General features: G+C 62.1%; 17 protein-coding genes. 3 read left to right on the top strand and 14 right to left on the bottom strand.

The window, feature by feature from the left end; all coding sequences use genetic code 11:
- Positions 1 to 64: 64 nt before the first annotated feature.
- On the bottom strand, positions 65 to 2,047 hold the full coding sequence (gene dnaG / locus IAE40_RS06285) for a DNA primase (protein ID WP_153772392.1): 1,983 nt from the start codon (positions 2,045 to 2,047) through the stop codon (positions 65 to 67).
- 230 nt (positions 2,048 to 2,277) lie between these two features.
- On the bottom strand, positions 2,278 to 2,493 hold the full coding sequence (rpsU, locus tag IAE40_RS06280) for a 30S ribosomal protein S21 (protein WP_003255575.1): 216 nt from the start codon (positions 2,491 to 2,493) through the stop codon (positions 2,278 to 2,280).
- Between the two features lie 204 nt (positions 2,494 to 2,697).
- On the opposite strand from rpsU, the gene tsaD reads away from it, so the two are divergent.
- Positions 2,698 to 3,723 carry a tRNA (adenosine(37)-N6)-threonylcarbamoyltransferase complex transferase subunit TsaD gene (gene tsaD / locus IAE40_RS06275; protein WP_054892210.1) on the top strand — a complete coding sequence of 342 codons (1,026 nt, stop codon included), beginning with the start codon at positions 2,698 to 2,700 and terminating at the stop codon, positions 3,721 to 3,723.
- Positions 3,724 to 3,747: 24 nt separating this feature from the next.
- On the opposite strand, the gene plsY is transcribed toward tsaD, so the two are convergent.
- Positions 3,748 to 4,317 (bottom strand): glycerol-3-phosphate 1-O-acyltransferase PlsY, encoded by a 570-nt coding sequence (plsY, locus tag IAE40_RS06270; protein ID WP_054892211.1) that lies wholly within the window; start codon positions 4,315 to 4,317, stop codon positions 3,748 to 3,750.
- 73 nt (positions 4,318 to 4,390) lie between these two features.
- Here plsY and folB point away from each other — a divergent pair, with 73 nt between their 5' ends.
- Both folB and folK read left to right on the top strand, forming a co-directional pair.
- On the top strand, positions 4,391 to 4,747 hold the full coding sequence (folB, locus tag IAE40_RS06265) for a dihydroneopterin aldolase (RefSeq protein WP_054892212.1): 357 nt from the start codon (positions 4,391 to 4,393) through the stop codon (positions 4,745 to 4,747).
- Entirely contained in the window at positions 4,738 to 5,250 is a 513-nt protein-coding gene (gene folK, locus IAE40_RS06260; protein WP_153772391.1) for a 2-amino-4-hydroxy-6-hydroxymethyldihydropteridine diphosphokinase, read from the top strand. Before folB ends, folK begins: the two co-directional genes overlap by 10 nt.
- A gap of 159 nt (positions 5,251 to 5,409) precedes the next feature.
- Here the strand turns inward: folK and IAE40_RS06255 are convergent, their stop codons facing one another.
- From IAE40_RS06255 to IAE40_RS06205, 11 genes are all read right to left on the bottom strand, one after another.
- Positions 5,410 to 6,516 (bottom strand): multifunctional CCA addition/repair protein, encoded by a 1,107-nt coding sequence (locus tag IAE40_RS06255; RefSeq protein ID WP_200602844.1) that lies wholly within the window; start codon positions 6,514 to 6,516, stop codon positions 5,410 to 5,412.
- Between the two features lie 51 nt (positions 6,517 to 6,567).
- A complete protein-coding gene (locus IAE40_RS06250; protein WP_125930925.1) occupies positions 6,568 to 8,136 on the bottom strand; it encodes a SpoVR family protein in 1,569 nt (522 codons plus the stop codon).
- The gene (locus IAE40_RS06245; protein ID WP_054892216.1) at positions 8,133 to 9,404 is read right to left on the bottom strand and encodes a YeaH/YhbH family protein; all 1,272 of its coding nucleotides are present in this window, start codon (positions 9,402 to 9,404) and stop codon (positions 8,133 to 8,135) included. The genes IAE40_RS06250 and IAE40_RS06245 overlap by 4 nt, the downstream gene beginning before the upstream one ends.
- Positions 9,405 to 9,533: 129 nt before the next feature.
- Positions 9,534 to 11,456, bottom strand: a complete 1,923-nt coding sequence (locus IAE40_RS06240) for a PrkA family serine protein kinase (protein WP_054892217.1) — start codon at positions 11,454 to 11,456, stop codon at positions 9,534 to 9,536.
- Positions 11,457 to 11,740: 284 nt separating this feature from the next.
- Entirely contained in the window at positions 11,741 to 12,070 is a 330-nt protein-coding gene (gene glpE, locus IAE40_RS06235) for a thiosulfate sulfurtransferase GlpE (RefSeq protein WP_063542416.1), read from the bottom strand.
- A 14-nt stretch (positions 12,071 to 12,084) separates the two neighbouring features.
- A complete protein-coding gene (locus IAE40_RS06230; RefSeq protein WP_153772389.1) occupies positions 12,085 to 12,951 on the bottom strand; it encodes a symmetrical bis(5'-nucleosyl)-tetraphosphatase in 867 nt (288 codons plus the stop codon).
- Complete coding sequence (gene apaG / locus IAE40_RS06225) at positions 12,951 to 13,331, bottom strand: Co2+/Mg2+ efflux protein ApaG (protein WP_054892220.1); 381 nt, start codon at positions 13,329 to 13,331, stop codon at positions 12,951 to 12,953. Before apaG ends, IAE40_RS06230 begins: the two co-directional genes overlap by 1 nt.
- 166 nt (positions 13,332 to 13,497) lie before the next feature.
- Entirely contained in the window at positions 13,498 to 14,298 is an 801-nt protein-coding gene (rsmA, locus tag IAE40_RS06220) for a 16S rRNA (adenine(1518)-N(6)/adenine(1519)-N(6))-dimethyltransferase RsmA (RefSeq protein WP_063542418.1), read from the bottom strand.
- Entirely contained in the window at positions 14,295 to 15,284 is a 990-nt protein-coding gene (gene pdxA / locus IAE40_RS06215; protein WP_153772388.1) for a 4-hydroxythreonine-4-phosphate dehydrogenase PdxA, read from the bottom strand. The genes rsmA and pdxA overlap by 4 nt, the downstream gene beginning before the upstream one ends.
- The gene (surA, locus tag IAE40_RS06210) at positions 15,281 to 16,600 is read right to left on the bottom strand and encodes a peptidylprolyl isomerase SurA (protein ID WP_153772387.1); all 1,320 of its coding nucleotides are present in this window, start codon (positions 16,598 to 16,600) and stop codon (positions 15,281 to 15,283) included. Before surA ends, pdxA begins: the two co-directional genes overlap by 4 nt.
- Entirely contained in the window at positions 16,581 to 19,391 is a 2,811-nt protein-coding gene (locus tag IAE40_RS06205) for an LPS-assembly protein LptD (protein ID WP_125930923.1), read from the bottom strand. Before IAE40_RS06205 ends, surA begins: the two co-directional genes overlap by 20 nt.
- Between the last annotated feature and the right edge of the window lie 109 nt (positions 19,392 to 19,500).

Raw genomic sequence — 19,500 nt, 5'->3', positions numbered from 1 at the left:
ACCCTATCCACTGAAGGTCTTGGCGGGCAAAAAACAAGCCGAGGATTATACCCGAGCATGGACCTCACGCGCCAGATGAGGTCGGGGTTTGTGCGGGAACATTCCTGCTGAGCAGGGCAAGCAACTGGGATTTTTCCTCGGTGCTCAACTCACTTTGACGTGCTTTCCTGAGCAGATGTTCCAAGCTTCGCTCGCGCTGGCGGGCTGACAAGCTAGTTATAGTGTCGAAAAACTGTTGTTCAAGGTTATCGGCATCGATCAGCCATTCCTTCTCTGCCAGCGCCCGCAACAGACGCCCCTGTTCGGTGCCGTGCCAGCGTGCGATCAACTGCATGGAGCTTAGCCCAGGATTCTTCTGCACGGCTTCGATCAGGGCCACCAGCAACTGGCTGTAAAGATGTTCTTCGTCGGCGAAATGGCTCGCGTCCTCGACCTTTCCGGCCAGCAGCGGATGGTGCAGCAATGTGCGCAAGGCCGCGAGCGCCGGGGGTTCGACCGGTGCCGGCGTGCGTGGAGGCGCTTCGTCGCGCTGCCAGCCCTTGCCGCCCTTGCGGTTCTTGTCCCAGGGCTTGCCATTGCCATCCCAGGGCTTCTTGCCCCCCCCTTTGTTGGGTGTCCAGGGGCGTTGCTCCTGCTGGACGGGAGCGTAGTCGTGGTGCTGTTCGCTGAAGTCCGGCGTGTAGCTGGCCATGGCATCGTAGTCATAGCCTGGATCGTAGTCCGGTACGCTGGGCGCGGGCGCTTTCTGTGCCAACTGCTCCATTTGTTGGACATCAAGACCAGTAATTTCCTTCAAGCGATTGCGCATTAACTGACGCAGATTGGCGCCCGGAATCTTTTCGATCAACGGTGCAGCCAAGGTCGCCATGTGGGCCTTGCCTTCCAGCGAGCGTGGGTCGGCTTCGCTGCCCAGTTGCTCGAAGAAATAGTCGGCGAGCGGTTGGGCGTGCTGATGGATGCGGGCCTGGAAGGCGTCGGTGCCTTCGGCGCGGACCAGCGTATCCGGATCTTCCCCTTCGGGCAGGAACAGGAAGCGCGCACGCCTGCCATCCTGCAGGTTCGGCAGCGTGGCCTCCAGTGCACGCCAGGCCGCCTTGCGCCCGGCCTGGTCGCCGTCGAAGCAGAACAGCACATGGGGCACCACGCGGAACAGGCGCTTGAGGTGCTCTTCGCTGGTCGCGGTGCCTAGAGTAGCCACAGCATTGCGCAGGCCTTGCTGGGCGAGGGCGATCACATCCATGTAGCCCTCGACCACGATGATTTCGTCGAGGTTGCGGTTGTGCTTGCGTGCCTCGAACAGCCCGTACAGCTCCTGGCCCTTGTGGAATACCGGGGTTTCCGGGGAGTTCAGGTACTTGGGCTTGTCATCGCCCAGCACGCGCCCGCCGAAGGCGATCACCCGGCCACGGCTGTCGCGGATCGGGAACATGACCCGGTCGCGGAAGCGATCGTAGCGCTTGCCGGTCTCGGCATTCTCGATCAGCAGGCCGGCGTCGATCATCACCTTCTGTTGCAGGGTGTCGGCGCCCAGGTGCTTGAACAGGTTGTCCCAGCCCGGCGGGGCGAAACCCAGGCCGAAATCACGGGCAATTTCGCCGGACAGGCCGCGGCCCTTCAGGTATTCGACCGCTGCCTTGCGTGTCGGATGGTTGCGCAGCGCCTGGCGATAGAACTCGGCAGCTGCTTCGAGCAGCGGGTACAGCGGAGAGTCGGTGGGCTGGCGCGGCTTTTGTCCGCGTCGTCCCTCTTCGCGCGGCACTTCCATGCCTGCGGCGCGGGCCAGTTCCTCGACTGCCTGGGGGAAATCCAGGTTGTCGTGGTCCATGATGAAGCCCAGGGCGTTGCCCCCGGCGCCACAGCCGAAGCAGTAGTAGAACTGCTTGTCGGGGCTGACAGTGAAGGACGGCGTCTTTTCCTTGTGGAACGGGCAGCAGGCCGAATGGTTCTTGCCGGTCTTCTTCAGCTGGATGCGCGAACTCACCACGTCGACAATGTCGGTGCGGTTGAGGAGGTCGTCGATGAAACTCTGGGGAATCAGCCCGGCCATGGCAGTCTCGTTATCTGGCTACTGGCAAGTCTAATCGCTGGAGAGAGCAACAAGGGAGATGCGTGTCGGCCTATCACCTGCCGCATCGGGCATTCTGGTGAGGCGTATGAATTCTGCCCATGGGCGAGTGCCGGGGCCTCCAAGGCACATGGCCAAGGGTGTGAAGCGACAACTGCCATTAGCCCGGCACGAGGCCGGGCTGGGCAGAAGCTTTGCGTAGAACGTCTGTATTAGTACAGGCGAACGGCGCGGCGCTGTTCGCGCTGAACTTTCTTGGCGTGACGCTTAACAGCGGCAGCAGCTTTGCGCTTACGCTCAGCGGTCGGCTTCTCGTAAAACTCGCGGCTACGAACTTCAGCCAGTACACCGGCTTTTTCGCAGGAGCGCTTGAAACGACGCAGAGCTACGTCGAAGGGTTCGTTCTCTTTAACTTTGACGGCTGGCATCCAGGGCTACCTTAATTCATTACCGGGGTAGACGTGCTCCTGGCAAAACAAAGGTGTGCTGGAGAACGTCGGTTTTCAAGGGTTGCGGATGTTAACCCTTAGCGGGGAGGAATGCAAAGCCTCTGATCGAAAACCGCTGGTCGGCACTCTGTACGGGGACTAGAATGCGCGGCTTCGAATTCAGCCTCCACAAGGCACGGACCCATGCTAGTACTGGGATTGGAAACATCCTGCGACGAAACTGGCGTCGCATTATACGACAGTGAGCGCGGCCTGCTGGCCGATGCGCTGTTCAGCCAGATCGACCTGCACCGCGTCTACGGCGGCGTCGTGCCCGAGCTCGCCTCGCGCGATCACGTCAAGCGCATGCTGCCGCTGATCCGCGAAGTGCTGGATGAAGCCGGCTGCGTCGCTGCCGACATCGATGCCATCGCCTACACCGCCGGCCCTGGTCTGGTCGGGGCGCTGCTGGTTGGCGCTTCCTGTGCACAGGCGCTGGCGTTCGCCTGGGATATTCCGGCGATCGGCGTTCACCACATGGAAGGCCACCTGCTGGCGCCGATGCTCGAGGAGCAACCGCCGCAGTTCCCGTTCGTCGCCTTGCTGGTATCCGGTGGTCACACTCAACTGGTGCAGGTCGATGGCATCGGCCAGTACGCGCTTCTGGGCGAGAGCCTGGATGACGCGGCGGGCGAGGCCTTCGACAAGACGGCCAAGCTGATTGGTCTGAATTATCCCGGCGGACCCGAGATCGCGCGTCTGGCCGAACAGGGTACGCCCGGGCGCTTCGTGTTCCCGCGGCCGATGACCGACCGTCCGGGGCTCGAGTTCAGCTTCAGCGGTCTCAAGACCTTCGCCCTGAATACCTGGCAGCAGTGCCGCAATGCGGGTGACGACAGCGAGCAAACCCGTTGCGACCTGTCGCTGGCATTCCAGCAGGCGGTGGTGGAGACTCTGACCATCAAGTGCAAGCGTGCCCTCAAGCAGACCGGTCTCAAGCGCCTGGTCATCGCCGGAGGTGTGAGCGCCAACAAGGCGCTGCGGGCATCGCTCGAGGACATGCTCGCGAGCATCAAGGGCAATGTGTACTACGCACGTCCGAAGTTCTGCACCGACAACGGCGCGATGATCGCCTACGCCGGCTGCCAGCGCCTGTTGGCCGGACAGCAGCAGGATCTGGCGATCAGCGTGCAGGCGCGTTGGCCGATGGAGCAATTGCCGCCGCTGTGAGGCTGCGTTTTCCCCGCGAGTGATTCAGAAATGTCGTTCGCGGCCGGCAAACAGGTCGCGCAGATTGCTGCGGTGTCGCCAGACTATCAGTACTGTCAGCACCGTCATTGGCAGTAGCGCGGCCGGCTCGCGCCAGGCCAGCAGCGGCAGGGTCAGAGGCGTGGCTATCAAGGCCGCCAGCGAGCTGGTACGGGTGAGGTAGAAGGTCAGCAACCAGGCGCCGATTGCCAGCAGCGCGGCGGGAAAGTACAGCCCCATGAGCATGCCCGCCGCAGTGGCTACGCCCTTGCCGCCCTGGAAACGGAAGTACAGCGGAAACAGGTGGCCGATCACCGCGCACAGGCCTATCCAGGCTTGGGCCTGCAGGCTCAGGCCTGCAAGTCCGGCCAGCAGCACTGGCAGCAAACCCTTGCACAGGTCGCCGAGCAGGGTGAGGATGGCCAGCTTGCGGCCTGCCAGGCGCAGCATGTTGGTCGCGCCGGCGTTGCCCGAACCACTGGAGCGAGGGTCGGGGTTGCCACTGAGGCGGCTCAGGACAATGGCGAAGGACAGCGAGCCGAGCAGGTAGGCGAGCAGCGCCAATAACCAAAACATGCTAACTATTCCGGGCGGGGACGCCCTGATTCTAACGGCGCCAGTCGCCCTTGTCGTCTGTGGAGAGAAGTGCTTGGACAGAGTGTTCATCGAGGGACTGGAAGTCGATACCGTCATCGGTGCCTATGACTGGGAGCGGGATATTCGCCAGTGCCTGCGCCTGGACCTGAGTTTCGCCTGGGACAACCGCCCGGCGGCGGCCGGTGACGACCTCAACCTGGCGTTGGACTACGCCAGTGTCTCGGCCCGTATCCAGGCCTTTGCCGAGCAGTCGCGCTTCGAGCTGGTGGAAACCTTCGCCGAGCGTCTGGCGGCGACCTTGATGGAAGAGTTCGGCATCGTGTGGATGCGGTTGAAGCTGACCAAGCCCGGTGCCGTTCCTGCGGCCCGGGGTGGCGTGGGCGTGGAGATCGAGCGCGGATGTCTCTGAGCACGGTTTACCTGGGGCTGGGCAGCAACATCGACCGCGAGCGCCACCTGTGCGCCGGGCTTGATGCGCTGGCCGGCATCCTTCAGGACATGCGCTGTTCGGCGGTGTTCGAGAGCCAGGCGGTAGGGATCAAGAGCGGGCCTTTCTTCAACCTGGTGGTGAGCGGGCAGACCGCGCTGCCGCTACTGGAGCTGGATCGCCGGCTCAAGTTCATCGAGGCGGAAAACGGCCGCTATGCCCCGGATCGCAAGGGTTTGCCGCTGGATATCGATGTGCTGATGTTCGATGAGCTGCACGGTACTTTCGACGGGCTTGTACTGCCGCGCGCCGAAATCCTGAAAAACGCGTTCGTGCTCTGGCCGCTGTCGTTGCTCGCGCCCGATCTGGTGCATCCTGGAGCAGGTAAATCCATGGCCGAGTTGTGGCAGCAGGCGAATATCCAGCAGGAGCTGGCGCCAGTGCCGTTCGAGTGGCGTGGGTTGCAACTGACGCAGCCATTTTAGCCACGACTGCGTTGTCCAGAATCTGAAGGCCGTTTCCATGTCGCGGCCTTTTCTCACCTGGCGGTGGCGGTTTGCCGCTGCGACTTGCGCCGCGATCGCCGGCAAAGCCGGTGCCATCCACCGCAGCTCTTCCACAAGGATCAGGCTCGCTGCGCAAGGTCAGCCTTTGTAGCGTGTCAACGCCTGCAAGCGCTCAGCCTTCAGTGCCTCTCCCAATGCCTGTCCGGTCAAACCCTGTTCAACCAACGGTTTCACATCGACGTCTCGTGCCGCCGACGCCGCGCCGCGCAGGTAGGCGGCCTGTGGATAACGCTCTGCATGCCGCGCAAGTGCCTCCATCTCGCAGGCGGCGATGAAGTCTTCGAAACGCTGCGGCCTGCGATACACGTCGAACTTCTGCAGAAGCTCCAGCAATGCCGCCGCTTCCAGCTCCATTGCGCGATGCGCCAGAGGCAGGCACTCACCAACCAGCAGCGCCAGTTCCTGGCATTCACGCGGCGCCTTGAAGCGCTGGTTTACAGCTTTCAGTTGTGAGGTGTCTCTAACGCCTTGCAGCAGGCAGGCCCAGCGCACGTGCAGTGGCTGCCGATGCTCTGCCGCCTGTTGCAGCGGGGCGAGTGCCTGCGGGCTGGGGTCGAGCTCCGGCATCAGTTGCTGCAGCGCGCCGCAGTCGCGCAGCACTTCGATGAACACCTGTGGCTGCGCTTCCATCAGCGCACGCTCGATCTCTTTCCAGCTCCGTTCGGCAGTCAGTGCCTGCAGTTCGCCGCTGGTGCTGATCTGGCGCATGAGTTCAAGGGTTTCATCGGCGACGTGAAAGCCCAGCGGCGCATAGCGCGCGGCAAAGCGGGCAACCCGCAGCACACGCAAAGGATCTTCGGCGAATGCCGGGGAAACATGGCGAAGAATGCGTTTATCCAGATCGACTTTGCCACGGTAGGGATCATGCAGATTGCCTTGGTCATCCTCGGCCATCGCATTGATGGTCAGATCGCGGCGTATCAGATCTTCCTCGAGAGTGACTTCGGGGCTGGCGTGAAAGGTGAATCCGCCATAGCCGCGACCGCTCTTGCGCTCGGTGCGCGCCAGGGCGTATTCCTCGCCGGTTTTCGGGTGGATGAAGACGGGGAAATCCGCGCCTACCGGGCGAAAGCCCAAGGCCTGCATTTCTTCGACCGTGGCGCCGACTACCAACCAGTCGATATCGCTGACCGGGCGCCCGAGCAGGCGGTCGCGAACCGCGCCGCCAACTTTATAGATGTGCATGTACAACCTCCGTGACTGCCGACAGCATACCTTGTCGGCAGTCACGAGGTCTCAGAGGTGGTGGATGACTGCGAGATCCATGCGGCCGTAGTCGCCTGGTTCCCCATGCTCGCCACGGGGCGGCATATGGTGGGTTTTCACCACCTGGTCACCCTGTACGGTCTCCAGGTGGATGTCGAAGCCCCACAGGCGGTGCAGGTGCTTGAGCACTTCCTCGGTGGAGTCGCCCAGCGGTTTGCGGTTGTGCTGCTGGTGGCGCAGGGTGAGCGAACGGTCGCCACGGCGGTCGATGCTCCAGATCTGTACGTTGGGCTCGCGGTTGCCCAGGTTGTACTGCGCCGCCAGTTGTTCGCGGATGACGCGATAACCCGCCTCGTCGTGGATGGCCGGTACCAGCAGGTCGTCGCGTTGGTCGTCGTCGAGGATGCTGAACAGTTTGAGGTCGCGGATCACCTTGGGGGAAAGGTACTGAAGGATGAAGCTCTCGTCCTTGAAGCTGCTCATGGCGAACTTGATGGTCGACAGCCAGTCGCTGCCGGCGATTTCCGGGAACCAGCGGCGATCCTCTTCCGTTGGGTGCTCGCACATCCGGCGGATGTCCGTGTACATGGCAAAGCCCAGGGCATAGGGGTTGATGCCGCTGTAGTAGGGGCTGTCGAAGCCGGGCTGGAACACCACGCTGGTGTGCGATTGCAGGAACTCCATCATGAAGCCGTCGGTGACCAGGCCTTCGTCGTACAGGTCGTTCATCAGGGTGTAGTGCCAGAAGGTTGCCCAGCCTTCGTTCATCACCTGGGTCTGGCGTTGCGGATAGAAGTACTGCGCGATCTTGCGCACTATCCTTACCACCTCACGCTGCCAGGGTTCGAGCAGCGGCGCGTGTTTTTCGATGAAGTACAGGATGTTTTCCTGGGGTTCGGCAGGGAAGCGCGCGTCGTCCTTGTCGCTGCCCTTGTCGGCGCCCTTCGGGATGGTGCGCCACAGGTCGTTGATCTGCCGCTGCAAGTGTTCCTCGCGCTCCTTCTGGCGCCGGCGCTCTTCCTCGGCGGAGATGGGGTAGGGCCGCTTGTAGCGGTCGACGCCGTAGTTCATCAGGGCATGGCAGGAGTCGATGAGGTCCTCCACCGCGTCGATGCCATGGCGTTCCTCGCACTGGGCGATGTACTGCTTGGCGAATACCAGGTAATCGATGATCGAGCTGGCGTCGGTCCAGGTGCGGAACAGGTAGTTGCCCTTGAAGAAGCTGTTGTGCCCGTAGCAGGCGTGGGCGATCACCAGCGCCTGCATGCAGATGGTGTTTTCTTCCATCAGGTAGGCGATGCAGGGGTCGGAGTTGATGACGATCTCGTAGGCCAGGCCCATCTGCCCGCGGCTGTAGGACTTCTCGGTGCTGAGGAATTGTTTGCCGTAGGACCAATGGTGATAGCCCAGCGGCATGCCCACCGAGGCGTAGGCATCCATCATCTGCTCGGCAGTGATCACCTCGATCTGGTTGGGGTAGGTATCCAGCGCATAGCGCGCGGCCAGGCGGCTGATTTCCCGGTCGTAGGTCTGGATCAGCTCGAAGGTCCATTCCGAGCCGGTGGAAATGGGTTGGCGTCTCTGTGCTCTGGCGGTCATGTGGCTAACCTGCGCTGGAAGAGTTCACGGAAGACCGGGTAGATGTCACCGGCCGAGACCAACTGTTGCTGGGCGAAGGTGTCGGGAAACGCCTCGCCGATACGTTCGTACTCGTACCACAGTGCCTGATGCTCGCGGGGGGTGATCTCGACATAAGTGTAGTACTGCACGTGCGGCATGATCTGCTTGGTCAGGATATCGCGGCAGATAGGGGAGTCGTCGTTCCAGTTGTCGCCATCCGACGCCTGGGCGGCATAGATGTTCCAGTCGCTGGCCGGATAACGCTCGGCCATGATCTCCTGCATCATCTTCAGGGCGCTGGAGACGATGGTGCCGCCGGTCTCGCGCGAGTAGAAGAACTCTTCTTCATCCACTTCGCGGGCGCTGGTGTGATGGCGGATGAACACCACCTCGATGCGTTCGTAGTTCCGCTTGAGGAACAGGTACAGCAGGATGAAGAAGCGCTTGGCGATATCCTTGGTGGCCTGGGTCATGGAGCCGGAGACGTCCATCAGGCAGAACATCACCGCCTTGGAACTGGGGTTGGGCTGCTTGACCAGCAGGTTGTATTTCAGGTCGAAGGTGTCGAGGAAGGGCAGGCGGTTGATACGTGCCTTGAGGCGTACGATTTCGGCTTCGACTTCCTGGATGTCGGTGAAGTTGTCGGGTTCCTCGACTTTCAGCCGCTCCAGTTCCTTTTGCGCTGCGCGCAGCAGGCCGCGGCTGCTGCCGGTCAGGGCGATGCGCCGGGCATGGGCCGAGCGCAGTGTACGCACGATGTTGATGCGCGACGGATTGCCCTCGTTGGCGATACCTGCGCGTACGGTCTTGAAGGTGTCGGCACCGGTCAGGTGACGCTTGACCAGGTTGGGCAGCTCCAGGTCCTCGAACATGAATTCGAGGAATTCTTCCTGGGTGATCTGGAAGACGAATTCGTCCATGCCCTCGCCGGAATTACCGGCCTTGCCGCGTCCGCCACCGCCACCACCGCCTTGCGGACGGGCGATATGTTCGCCTGCGGTGAATTCCTTGTTGCCCGGATGAACGATGGTCTGCTTGCCGCCACGGCCGTGGTGCAGCACCGGTTCGTCGATATCGCGCCCGGGGATGCTGATCTGCTCACCATGCTCCATGTCCATGATGGAGCGGCGGCTCACCGCCTCTTCGACGGCCTTCTTGATGTGCTCACGGTACCGGCGCAGAAAGCGCTGGCGGTTGACCGTGCTCTTGTTCTTGCCGTTCAGGCGTCGGTCGATTACGTAGCTCATGGGGCCTCCGCTAAGAGCAGCTGCAAGCGTCAAGCTGCGAGACAAAGCAGCCACCAGCACTGCAAGCCGAGGCGCAGACCTGACGGTCGCGCCGTACAGCTTGCAGCCTGTGGCTGACAGCTTGTCGCTTTATTGCGATTTCCTGACCCGCAGGTACCATTCCGACAGCAGGCGCACCTGTTTGTCGGTGTAGCCACGTTCCACCATCCGCGTGACGAAGTCGTTGTGTTTCTGTTGGTCTTCCTTGCTTGCCTTGGCGTTGAAACTGATGACTGGCAGCAGGTCTTCGGTGTTGGAGAACATTTTCTTCTCGATCACCACCCGCAGCTTCTCGTAGCTCAGCCAGCTTGGGTTCTTGCCGTTGTTGTTGGCGCGGGCGCGCAGCACGAAGTTGACGATTTCGTTGCGGAAGTCCTTCGGATTGCTGATGCCGGCCGGTTTTTCGATTTTCTCCAGTTCTTCGTTGAGGGCGATCCGGTTGAGAATTTCGCCGGTTTCCGGGTCGCGGTATTCCTGGTCCTGAATCCAGAAGTCTGCGTACAGCACATAACGGTCGAAGATGTTCTGGCCGTATTCGCTGTAGGACTCCAGATAGGCGGTCTGGATTTCCTTGCCGATGAACTCGATGTAGCGCGGTGCCAGGTATTCCTTGAGGTAGCGCAGGTAGCGTTCGCGCACCTCGGCCGGGAATTGCTCCTGTTCGATCTGCTGCTCGAGCACATAAAGCAGGTGCACCGGGTTGGCCGCGACTTCGTGCGGGTCGAAGTTGAACACTTTGGAGAGGATCTTGAAGGCGAAGCGGGTCGACAGGCCGTTCATGCCTTCGTCGACGCCAGCGGCATCACGATACTCCTGGATCGACTTGGCCTTTGGATCGGTATCCTTGAGGTTTTCGCCGTCATATACCCGCATTTTCGAGTAGATGTTCGAGTTTTCCGGCTCTTTCAGCCGTGAAAGCACGGTGAACTGGGCGAGCATCTTGAGGGTGTCGGGCGCGCAGTGGGCCTTTGACAGCGAGCTGTTGACCAACAGCTTGTCGTAGATCTTGATTTCGTCGCTGACCCGCAAGCAGTAGGGCACCTTGACGATATAGATCCGGTCGATGAACGCCTCGTTGTTCTTGTTGTTGCGGAAGGTGTGCCACTCAGACTCGTTGGAGTGGGCCAGCAGGATGCCCGAATAGGGAATCGCCCCCAGGCCCTCGGTGCTGTTGTAGTTGCCTTCCTGGGTGGCGGTGAGCAAGGGGTGCAGGACCTTGATCGGCGCCTTGAACATCTCCACGAACTCCATCAGGCCCTGGTTGGCCCGGCACAGAGCGCCCGAGTAGCTGTAGGCGTCGGCGTCGTTCTGCGGGAATTCCTCGAGCTTGCGGATATCCACCTTGCCGACCAGTGCAGAAATGTCCTGGTTGTTCTCGTCGCCGGGTTCGGTCTTGGCGATAGCGATCTGGTTGAGGATCGAAGGGTACAGCTTGACCACCCGGAACTTGCTGATATCGCCGCCATATTCCTGAAGACGCTTGGTCGCCCAGGGCGACATGATGGTGTTCAAGTAACGCCGCGAAATACCGTACTCCTCTTCGAGGATGGCGCCGTCCTCGGTGGCGTTGAACAGGCCCAGTGGCGACTCGAATACGGGCGAATCCTTGATGGCGTAGAACGGCACTTTCTCCATCAGCTGCTTGAGTTTCTCGGCCAGGGACGATTTGCCGCCCCCTACCGGGCCCAGCAGATAGAGGATTTGCTTCTTCTCTTCCAGACCTTGGGCGGCGTGGCGGAAGTATGAAACGATCTGGTCGATGCACTCTTCCATGCCGTGGAAGTCGGCAAAGGCCGGATACCGGCGGATCACCTTGTTGGAGAAGATCCGCGACAGTCTGGAGTTGCTCGAGGTGTCGATCAGTTCCGGCTCACCGATGGCCAGCAACAGCCGTTCAGCGGCCGATGCGTAGGCACTGCGATCCTCTTTGCACAGCTCGAGGTACTCCTGCAGCGAGAGTTCTTCCTGGCGCGTTGACTCGAAACGTTGTTGGAAGTGGCTAAAAATGCTCATGACGTCACCTCGCTCGATACGTGGAGACGACGCCGGATCAGTCAGCTGATGCTGGCATGCAAGCGGCTTTCACCGATTGCTGTTTACCCCCCAGAACACCTTGGAACGCTACCGATGACCCGCACGCCGGTGTACCGGCTCTCCCCTTTTTTGGATGGCCTGCGCTTAAGGATAGTTGGTAATACGCAAGGTCAAGGGCGAGGGGCCGAGAAGTTGCTTCCGACCGTTCGTCAGGTAAGGCGCAAGCCCGCAGGTGACGCGGGCTTGAGGGGAAATGAAAAAAATTATTCGGCGTCGCCCTGGGCGGTTTCGGCCGGATAGGTAGCGCGCCACAGCTCGAAGCCGCCGTCGACGCTGTAGACCTCGGAGAAGCCCTGGCCCACCAGGTAGGCGGCGGCACTCTGGCTGGAGTTACCGTGATAGCAGACCACCAGCGTCGGCGCGTCGAGGTCGGCGTTGCGGATGAAGTCGGCCACCGAATGGTTATCCAGATGGCGGGCGCCGGTGATATGGCCTGCAGCGAAGGCCTGGGGATCGCGAATGTCGACCACCACCGCACCTTGTGCACGCAAGGCCAGGGCCTGTTCCGGAGGGATGCGCTTGAATTCGCTCATGGGTACGTTTTCCTTCAGGTTCGGTCGTTGATTCTAGTGGGTTCCGGTGCCGTACGTACGGTGCCTTCGTCGGTGCAGTCGCAGCGGTGGTATTGACCGCTGTCCAGGTTGTACAGGGTCATGGCGCCGCCCCATACGCAACCGGTATCCAGGGCGATGACGCCCGGCTCTTCGACGTTGCCTTCGAGGGCGGCCCAATGGCCGAAAATGATCTTCACGTGGCGCGAGCGACGGTCCTTGTGGGCGTACCAGGGCTTGTAGCCCTTGGGGGCGCTGTCCAGGCCTTCCTTGCTCTTGAGGTCGAGCTTGCCGTCGGTGGTGCAGAAACGCATGCGGGTGAAATAATTGGTGATGACTCGCAGGCGCTCGACGCCGCTGAGGTTCTTGCTCCACTTGTTCGGTTCATTGCCATACATGCCGTCGAGGTAGAGCTTGAGGCGGTTGTCGTCGCGCAGCACCTCCTCCACCTCTGCTGCCAGCTCCAGGGCCTTGCCCAGTGTCCACTGGGGCGGGATGCCAGCGTGAGCCATGGCGATACCCCGGGCCTCGTCATAGTGCAGCAGCTTCTGGCGGCGCAGCCAGTCGAGCAACTGATCGGCGTCTGGTGCCTCGATGATCTCGCGCAGGGTGTCACTTTTCTTCAGGCGCTCGATGTTATGCCAGGCTGCGAGCAGGTGCAGGTCATGGTTGCCGAGCACGCAGACCAGCGACTCGCGCATCGCATACAGGTAGCGCAGGGTTTCGAGCGATTCCGGGCCACGGTTGACCAGGTCGCCCACCAGCCACAGGCGATCGACCTTGGGATCGAAGTTGACGCGTTCGAGCAAGCACTTGAGCGGTTGCAGGCAGCCTTGCAGGTCGCCGACGGCGTAGGTGGCCATCAGTGCAGAGCTCCAGGCACAGCCAGGCGGAACGGCGCGATCTCGGCGTCGAAGCGCGTACCGTCTTCGGCGAACATCTGATAGCTGCCTTGCATGGTACCGACGCGAGTGCTGATGACTGCGCCACTGCTGTAGGTATAGCTCTGCCCGGGGTCGATGGTCGGTTGTTGGCCAATGACGCCATCGCCGCGCACTTCTTCGACGGCGCCGTCACCGTTTGTGATCAGCCAGTGGCGCGCCCTCAGCTTGGCCTTGAGCGTGCCGTTGTTCGACACCGTGATGGTGTAGGCGAAGGCGAAACGGTTGTTCTCGGGGTCGGATTGCTCTTTGAGGAAGCGGGTCACGACGCTGACGTCGATCTGGTAGCGGGGGTCGGACATGCAAGGGCCTTGGGCGAACGGGAGCATTAACGCGATTGTCGCAGTCTAGGCCATTGAGAGGGGGAAGGGCCAGCGGTGGGCGCTGTCATCGGTGTGGGGTACTTCGCGGGTAAACCCGCCCCCATGAGAGGTGCGGGTTGCCCGCGAAGGGGCACGAAGGGCCGAGTCAGCCTTGCTGCAGTGCCAGTTGATCAGCCAGGCGCACGAAGGCCGCCAGGTCCAGCTGTTCAGGGCGCAGGCTGCCATCGACGCCAGCCGCCTCGATGGCCTGGCTGTCGAGCAGCCCCTTGAGTGTGTTGCGCAGTGTCTTGCGGCGCTGGTTGAACGCTTCGCGCACCACGCGCTCAAGCAGTGCCGGGTCTTTGGCCGGGTGCGGCAGCACTTCGTGCGGCACCAGGCGGACGATGGCCGAATCCACTTTCGGTGGCGGATTGAACGCACCAGGGCCGACGTTGAACAGGTGTTCCACGCGGCAGTGGTATTGCACCATGATCGACAGGCGCCCCCAGTCCCCGCCGCCTGGGCCTGCGGCCATGCGCTCGACCACTTCTTTCTGCAGCATGAAATGCATGTCGCGGATCAGTCCGGCGTGAGCCAGCAGGTGGAAGATCAGTGGCGTGGAGATGTTGTAGGGCAGGTTGCCGACGACTTTCAGGCTGCGCGGCGGCACGCCCAGGGTGTTGAAATCGAACTTCAGCGCATCGCCTTGATGCAGGCGGAAATTGTCGCGGTCGGCGAACTTGTGCTGGAGGATGGGCACCAGGTCCTTGTCCAGCTCGACCACGTCGAGTTGTGCGCCGCTGCCCAGCAGGCCCTCGGTCAGGGCGCCTTGGCCCGGGCCGATTTCCAGCAGGTGCTCGCCGGCCTTGGCGTTGATCGCCCGCAGGATGCGGTCGATGATGCCGGCGTCGTGCAGGAAGTTCTGGCCGAAGCGCTTGCGCGCCCGGTGTTGGTAGTGCTCGTTCATGGTCGGTTCTCGGCCATCTGGTAGGCGGTTTCCAGGGCGACGCGCAGGCTGCCGGTGTCGACCTTGCCGCTACCGGCCAGGTCCAGGGCGGTGCCATGATCGACCGAGGTGCGGATGATCGGCAGGCCCAGCGTCACGTTGACTGCGGCGCCGAAGCCCTTGTACTTGAGTACGGGCAGGCCTTGGTCGTGGTACATCGCCAGCACTGCGTCGCAGTGCTCCAGATATTTGGGGGTAAACAGGGTATCGGCCGGCAACGGACCGCGCAGGTCCATGCCCTCGGCGCGCAGGCGCTCGAGCGCGGGCTCGATGATGTCGATTTCTTCGCGGCCAAGATGGCCGCCTTCGCCGGCATGCGGATTGAGGCCGCAGACCAGGATGCGTGGTTGGGTGATGCCGAACTTGTCGCGCAGGTCGGCATGCAGGATGCGGGTGACGCGCTCCAGGCGTTCGGCGGTGATGGCGTCGGCGATATCGCGCAGCGGCAGGTGCGTGGTGACCAGCGCCACACGCAGCCCGTGGGTGGCGAGCATCATCACCACCTGGGCCGTCTGGGTGAGGTCGGCGAGGAACTCGGTATGCCCGGAGAAGGCGATACCGCTCTCGTTGATCACGCCCTTGTGCACCGGGGCGGTGATCATCCCCGCGAAGTCACCGTCCAGGCAGCCTTGGCCCGCGCGGGTCAGGGTCTGCAGGACGAAAGCCGCGTTGCGTGAGTCCAGTTGGCCGGCAGTTACAGGTGTTGCCAGCGGCGTGTCCCACACGTAGAGGCTGCCTGCGGGTGCCGGTTGGTCTGGCCAGGCATCCGGCGACACCGACAGCAGCGCAACCGCCAGCCCCAGCTGCGCGGCCCGCTCGGCGAGCAGGTCACGGCTGGTGATGGCGATCAGGGGGTGCGGCTGAGGTTCTGCGGCGAGCAGCAGGCACAGGTCCGGACCTATGCCGGCCGGCTCGCCGGGGGTGACGGCGAAGCGCAGGGGCTTCACTGGGTCGCCTGGTCGGCGCCAGGCAGCTTGATCTCAACGTAGGCTTCGTCGCGGATCTGGCGCAGCCAGGTCTGCAGCTCTTCGTCGTATTTACGGTTGCGCAGTACGTTCAGCGCCTGCTGCTCGCGGGCCTGTTCGGTGCTGTCGGTAGCGCGACGACCGAGTACTTCCAGCACATGCCAGCCGTACTGGGTGCGGAACGGCTTGGTTACGACGCCTTGCTCGGCGTTGGCCATCTGCTCGCGGAATTCCGGTACCAGGCTGTTCGGGTCGACCCAGTTCAGGTCGCCGCCGTTGAGTGCGGAGCCTGGATCTTCCGAGAAGCTTTTCGCCAGTTGGGCGAAGTCTTCGCCATTCTTGATGCGATCGTACAGGCGTTCAGCCAGTTGCTCGGTCGCCGCATCGCTGCGGATCTCGCTGGGCTTGATCAGGATGTGACGCACGTGGACTTCGTCGCGCAGTACGCTTTCGCTGCCGCCGCGCTTCTCCTCGAGCTTGAGGATGATGAAGCCGTTGGGGATGCGAATCGGCTGGGTGATGTCACCGATGGCCATGCTGCTGAGCATCTTGGCGAAGTCAGGTGGCAGTTGGCCGGCCTTGCGCCAGCCCATTTCGCCGCCTTCCAGGGCGTTTTCGCTGGCCGAGCGGGCGATGGCCAGTTGACCGAAGTCGGCGCCCTGGCGCAGTTGCTGGTAGACCTCGCCAGCCTGGCGTGCCGCGGCCTGGATAGCGTCCGAATTGGCGCTCTCCGGGGTCGGGATCAGGATGTTGGCCAGGCGGTATTCTTCCGACATCTGCATCTTGCCCAGGTCGGAGTTGAGGAAGTTCTTCACTTCCTGCTCGGACACCTGGATGCGCTCGGCCACGCGACGCTGGCGAACGCGGCTGATGATCATCTCGCGCTTGACCTGATCACGGGCGTCCTCGAACGACAGACCATCGTGAGCGAGGGCAGCACGGAACTGATCCAGCGACATGCCGTTGCGCTGCGCGATGGTGCCGATGGCCTGGTTGAGTTCTTCGTCGGTGATACGAATGCCCGAGCGCTCGCCGATCTGCAGTTGCAGGTTCTCGACGATCAGGCGTTCCAGCACCTGCTGTTCCAGGGCGCCGGCAGGCGGCACACCACCGCCGCGCTTGGCGATGGTCTGCTGCACTTCGTGTACGCGCTGGTCCAGCTGGCTTTGCATGACCACGTCGTTATCGACGATGGCCACCACGCGGTCCAGGGGTTGCGGCGCGGCATGCACCGCACCGCTCAGCATTACGGCGCCCAGCATCAGCGGGCGCAGACGATCAATAAGCTTGCTCTTCACGGGTACGGTAACCTTGAATGCCTTGGTCCAGGAACGATTCGACCTTGTTGCCCACGACGCCGCCGAGGCCTTTGAGGACGATCTGCAGGAATACGCCGTGGTCGCCTTTCTCGTTTGCCGGCAGGGCCTGGCTGAAGTCGTCGGTGTCGAGCCAGTAACGATTGATCAGGCGCAGCTTCCAGCAGCAGCTGTCGTACTCGAAACCGCCCATCGCTTCGAGGGTGCGGTTGCGGTTGTAGTCGTGCTGCCAGCGGGCAATGACGCTCCATTGCGGCACGATCGGCCAGATGACCGAGAAGTCGTGCTGCTGGATCTTGTAGTAATCCTTGATGTAGTTCGGATCGCCCGGCGTGCCGTAGTCACCGCCGCCGACCTTCCAGGTGCCGGTAAGCGAGTCGTACGAAATGGTGTCGTTGCGGTAGCGATAACCGAGGTTGACCACCTTGTTCGGGTTGTCTTCAGGCTGGTAGTGGAACATCGCGCTGCCCGAACGGGTGCTGCGGCTGTCCGGATCCCAGTTGAAGTCCGAATCGAAGCGCCAGTCGCGGTTGAAGGCGTAGCGGTACACCAACGCATACGGCGAGACGTTGGAGCTGGCATCGTCGCGAGTGCGGTAGTTGATGCCTGGCAGTTGCACCTTGCGGTCTTCGAAGTAGTAGGCCTGGCCAATGCTGAAGCTTTGGCGCTCGAAGCCGTTTTCCTCGATCCAGCGAGTGGTCACGCCCAGCGAAAGCTTGTTCTCGTCGCCGATGCGGTCGACACCGCTGAAGCGGTTGTCGCGGAACAGCGAGTCGTAGCTGAACAGGGTTTCAGCTGTGTCGAACAGCGGAATGTCCTTCTGGTCTTCGTTCGGGACGTAGAGGTAGAACAGCCGTGGTTCGAGCGTCTGACGGTAGTTCTTGCCGAACATCGAAGTGTTGCGGTCGAAGTACAGGCCACTGTCGACGCTGAAGATCGGGATGCTGCGGTTGATCGAGCTATGGTAGCTACCGAAGGCCGGGTCGGCTGAGTCCGTAGCAGCGTCGGCCTTGCCTCTGCCGTCGAGGTCGAGGTCGTAGCTGGTGTAGGCGTACTTGAGCTTGGGGGTGACATAGCCATAGGTCGCCTGCATCGGGAGGCTCATAGCCGGCGAAATATTGAGGCGATTACCGTTAGCCCGCGCGATCCCGCGAACATTGTAGTCTAGACGCCGACCGTCGGGGCCTGCGGTCAGGTCCAGTTGACCGTCCTTGTTGAATACCCGGTCATTCTTCAGGTCACGCTCGAAGCGGACAGCTTCGGTCTCGTAATCGAAGTTCAGGCCGGCCGGGTGATAAGGCAGCATGCCGTTCAGGGTGATCTGCGGCAGACGGTCGTACGGCGTAATCTGCGAGATGGTCGCCAATTCGTAGGCATGCAGGTTCAACCGGGCGGTATAGCTGTCACCCCGGTAGCTGATCGCGCCTTGCTGGTTGATGAAGTCGCGCTTCTGCACGCCGATCTGGTCGGTCTCGAGGTCCTGGAAGTAGAACGGGTCGCTGATGTCGGTGTAGTCCACCTCGGTCATGATCCGGTCGTCCAGGCCGCCCTTGTGCTGCCAGTTGACCATCCAGCGTTCTTTCTTGTAGTCCGTCTGCAGCTTGCGGTCATCGTCCTCGTCGTTGAGGTACGCGCCGCCGAACTGACCTTCGCTCGACTTGGTCAGGTAGCGGAATTCGCCTTCCATCAACAAGCCGCGCTTGGCCATGTAGCGCGGATACAGGGTGGCGTCATAGTTCGGCGCCAGGTTGAAGTAGTACGGCGTGACCAGCATGAAGCCGGTGTCGCTGCTGGTGCTGAATGACGGCGGCAGGAAGCCGGACTGGCGACGGTCGTCGATCGGGAAGTAGATGTACGGTGTGTAGAACACCGGAATATCCTTGACCCGAAGGGTGACGTTGGTGCCGGTACCGAAGCCGGTGGCCGGGTTCAGGGTGATGTTGTTGCCCTTGAGCTGCCATGCGTTGCTGCCCGGCTCACAGGTGGTATAGGTACCGTCCTTGAGGCGGATGATGGCGTTTTCTGCACGCTTGGCGTACAGGGCCGAGCCGCGGATGTGCGACTTGTGCATCACGTATTCTGCGTTGTCGACCTTGGCTTCGCCAGTGTCGAGCTGGACTTCGGCCTGGTCGCCCACCACCAGCGTACCGTTATCGCGAATCTTGACGTTGCCCTTGAGCTCGCCGCGGTTCTCGGTCTGGTAGAGGTTGGCTTCGTCGGCTTCGGCCTGCATGCTGCCCTGGCGCATGACCACGTCACCGGCCAGGGTAGCGATCTGCTGCTCCTGCTGGTACTTGGAGACCTTGGCGTTGAGGTAGGTCGGCGACTCGTCCTTGGGCGTGGAGTCGTTCATGCCCGGACGGGTCGGCTCGATGTACGCGCCGCCGCAATACGGGCCGGTCTCGGCCAGTTGGGCAGCGGTGAGCTTCTCGCGGGGCACCCAGTCCAGATGGCTGTAGTCTTCGCTGCGCGATTTCAGCGCGCGGCCCTTGCTCTCGGTGACCAGCACCGGCTTGGGCTCGGCACTGCCAGCCGCCTCGGCGGTCTGGGCCTCGGTGCCGCCACTGAGCGCGGCGCCATCGTGCACAGGGCGCGGCGGCAGAGTGCTGGCAGCGGTCTTGGGCTTGCAGTCCCAACCACCGGCGGCGGACACTTGGCAGTCGAACTGCTCGGCAGCCACCACGTACGATGTGGCCAGAGGTTGCAGGGCCAGCAGACCGCCAGTCACCAGCAATGGAAACTTTCTACGAAACGCGGGGGATTTCAATGCCATCTTATTAGTCCGGGCTTCCTGCGTGCCATCTGCCCGCGTGTGGGGCCGCACGCCTCTCGATGGTCTGAAAAAGATGCTGGATAATAAAGCATGACCCGCTTGACGGCTA

It is taken from the genome of Pseudomonas sp. S44, from assembly GCF_016624805.1.
GTDB lineage: Bacteria > Pseudomonadota > Gammaproteobacteria > Pseudomonadales > Pseudomonadaceae > Aquipseudomonas > Aquipseudomonas machongensis.
The sequence above is the reverse complement of the archived record's forward strand: the minus strand, read 5'-3'. Positions and strand labels throughout refer to the sequence as shown.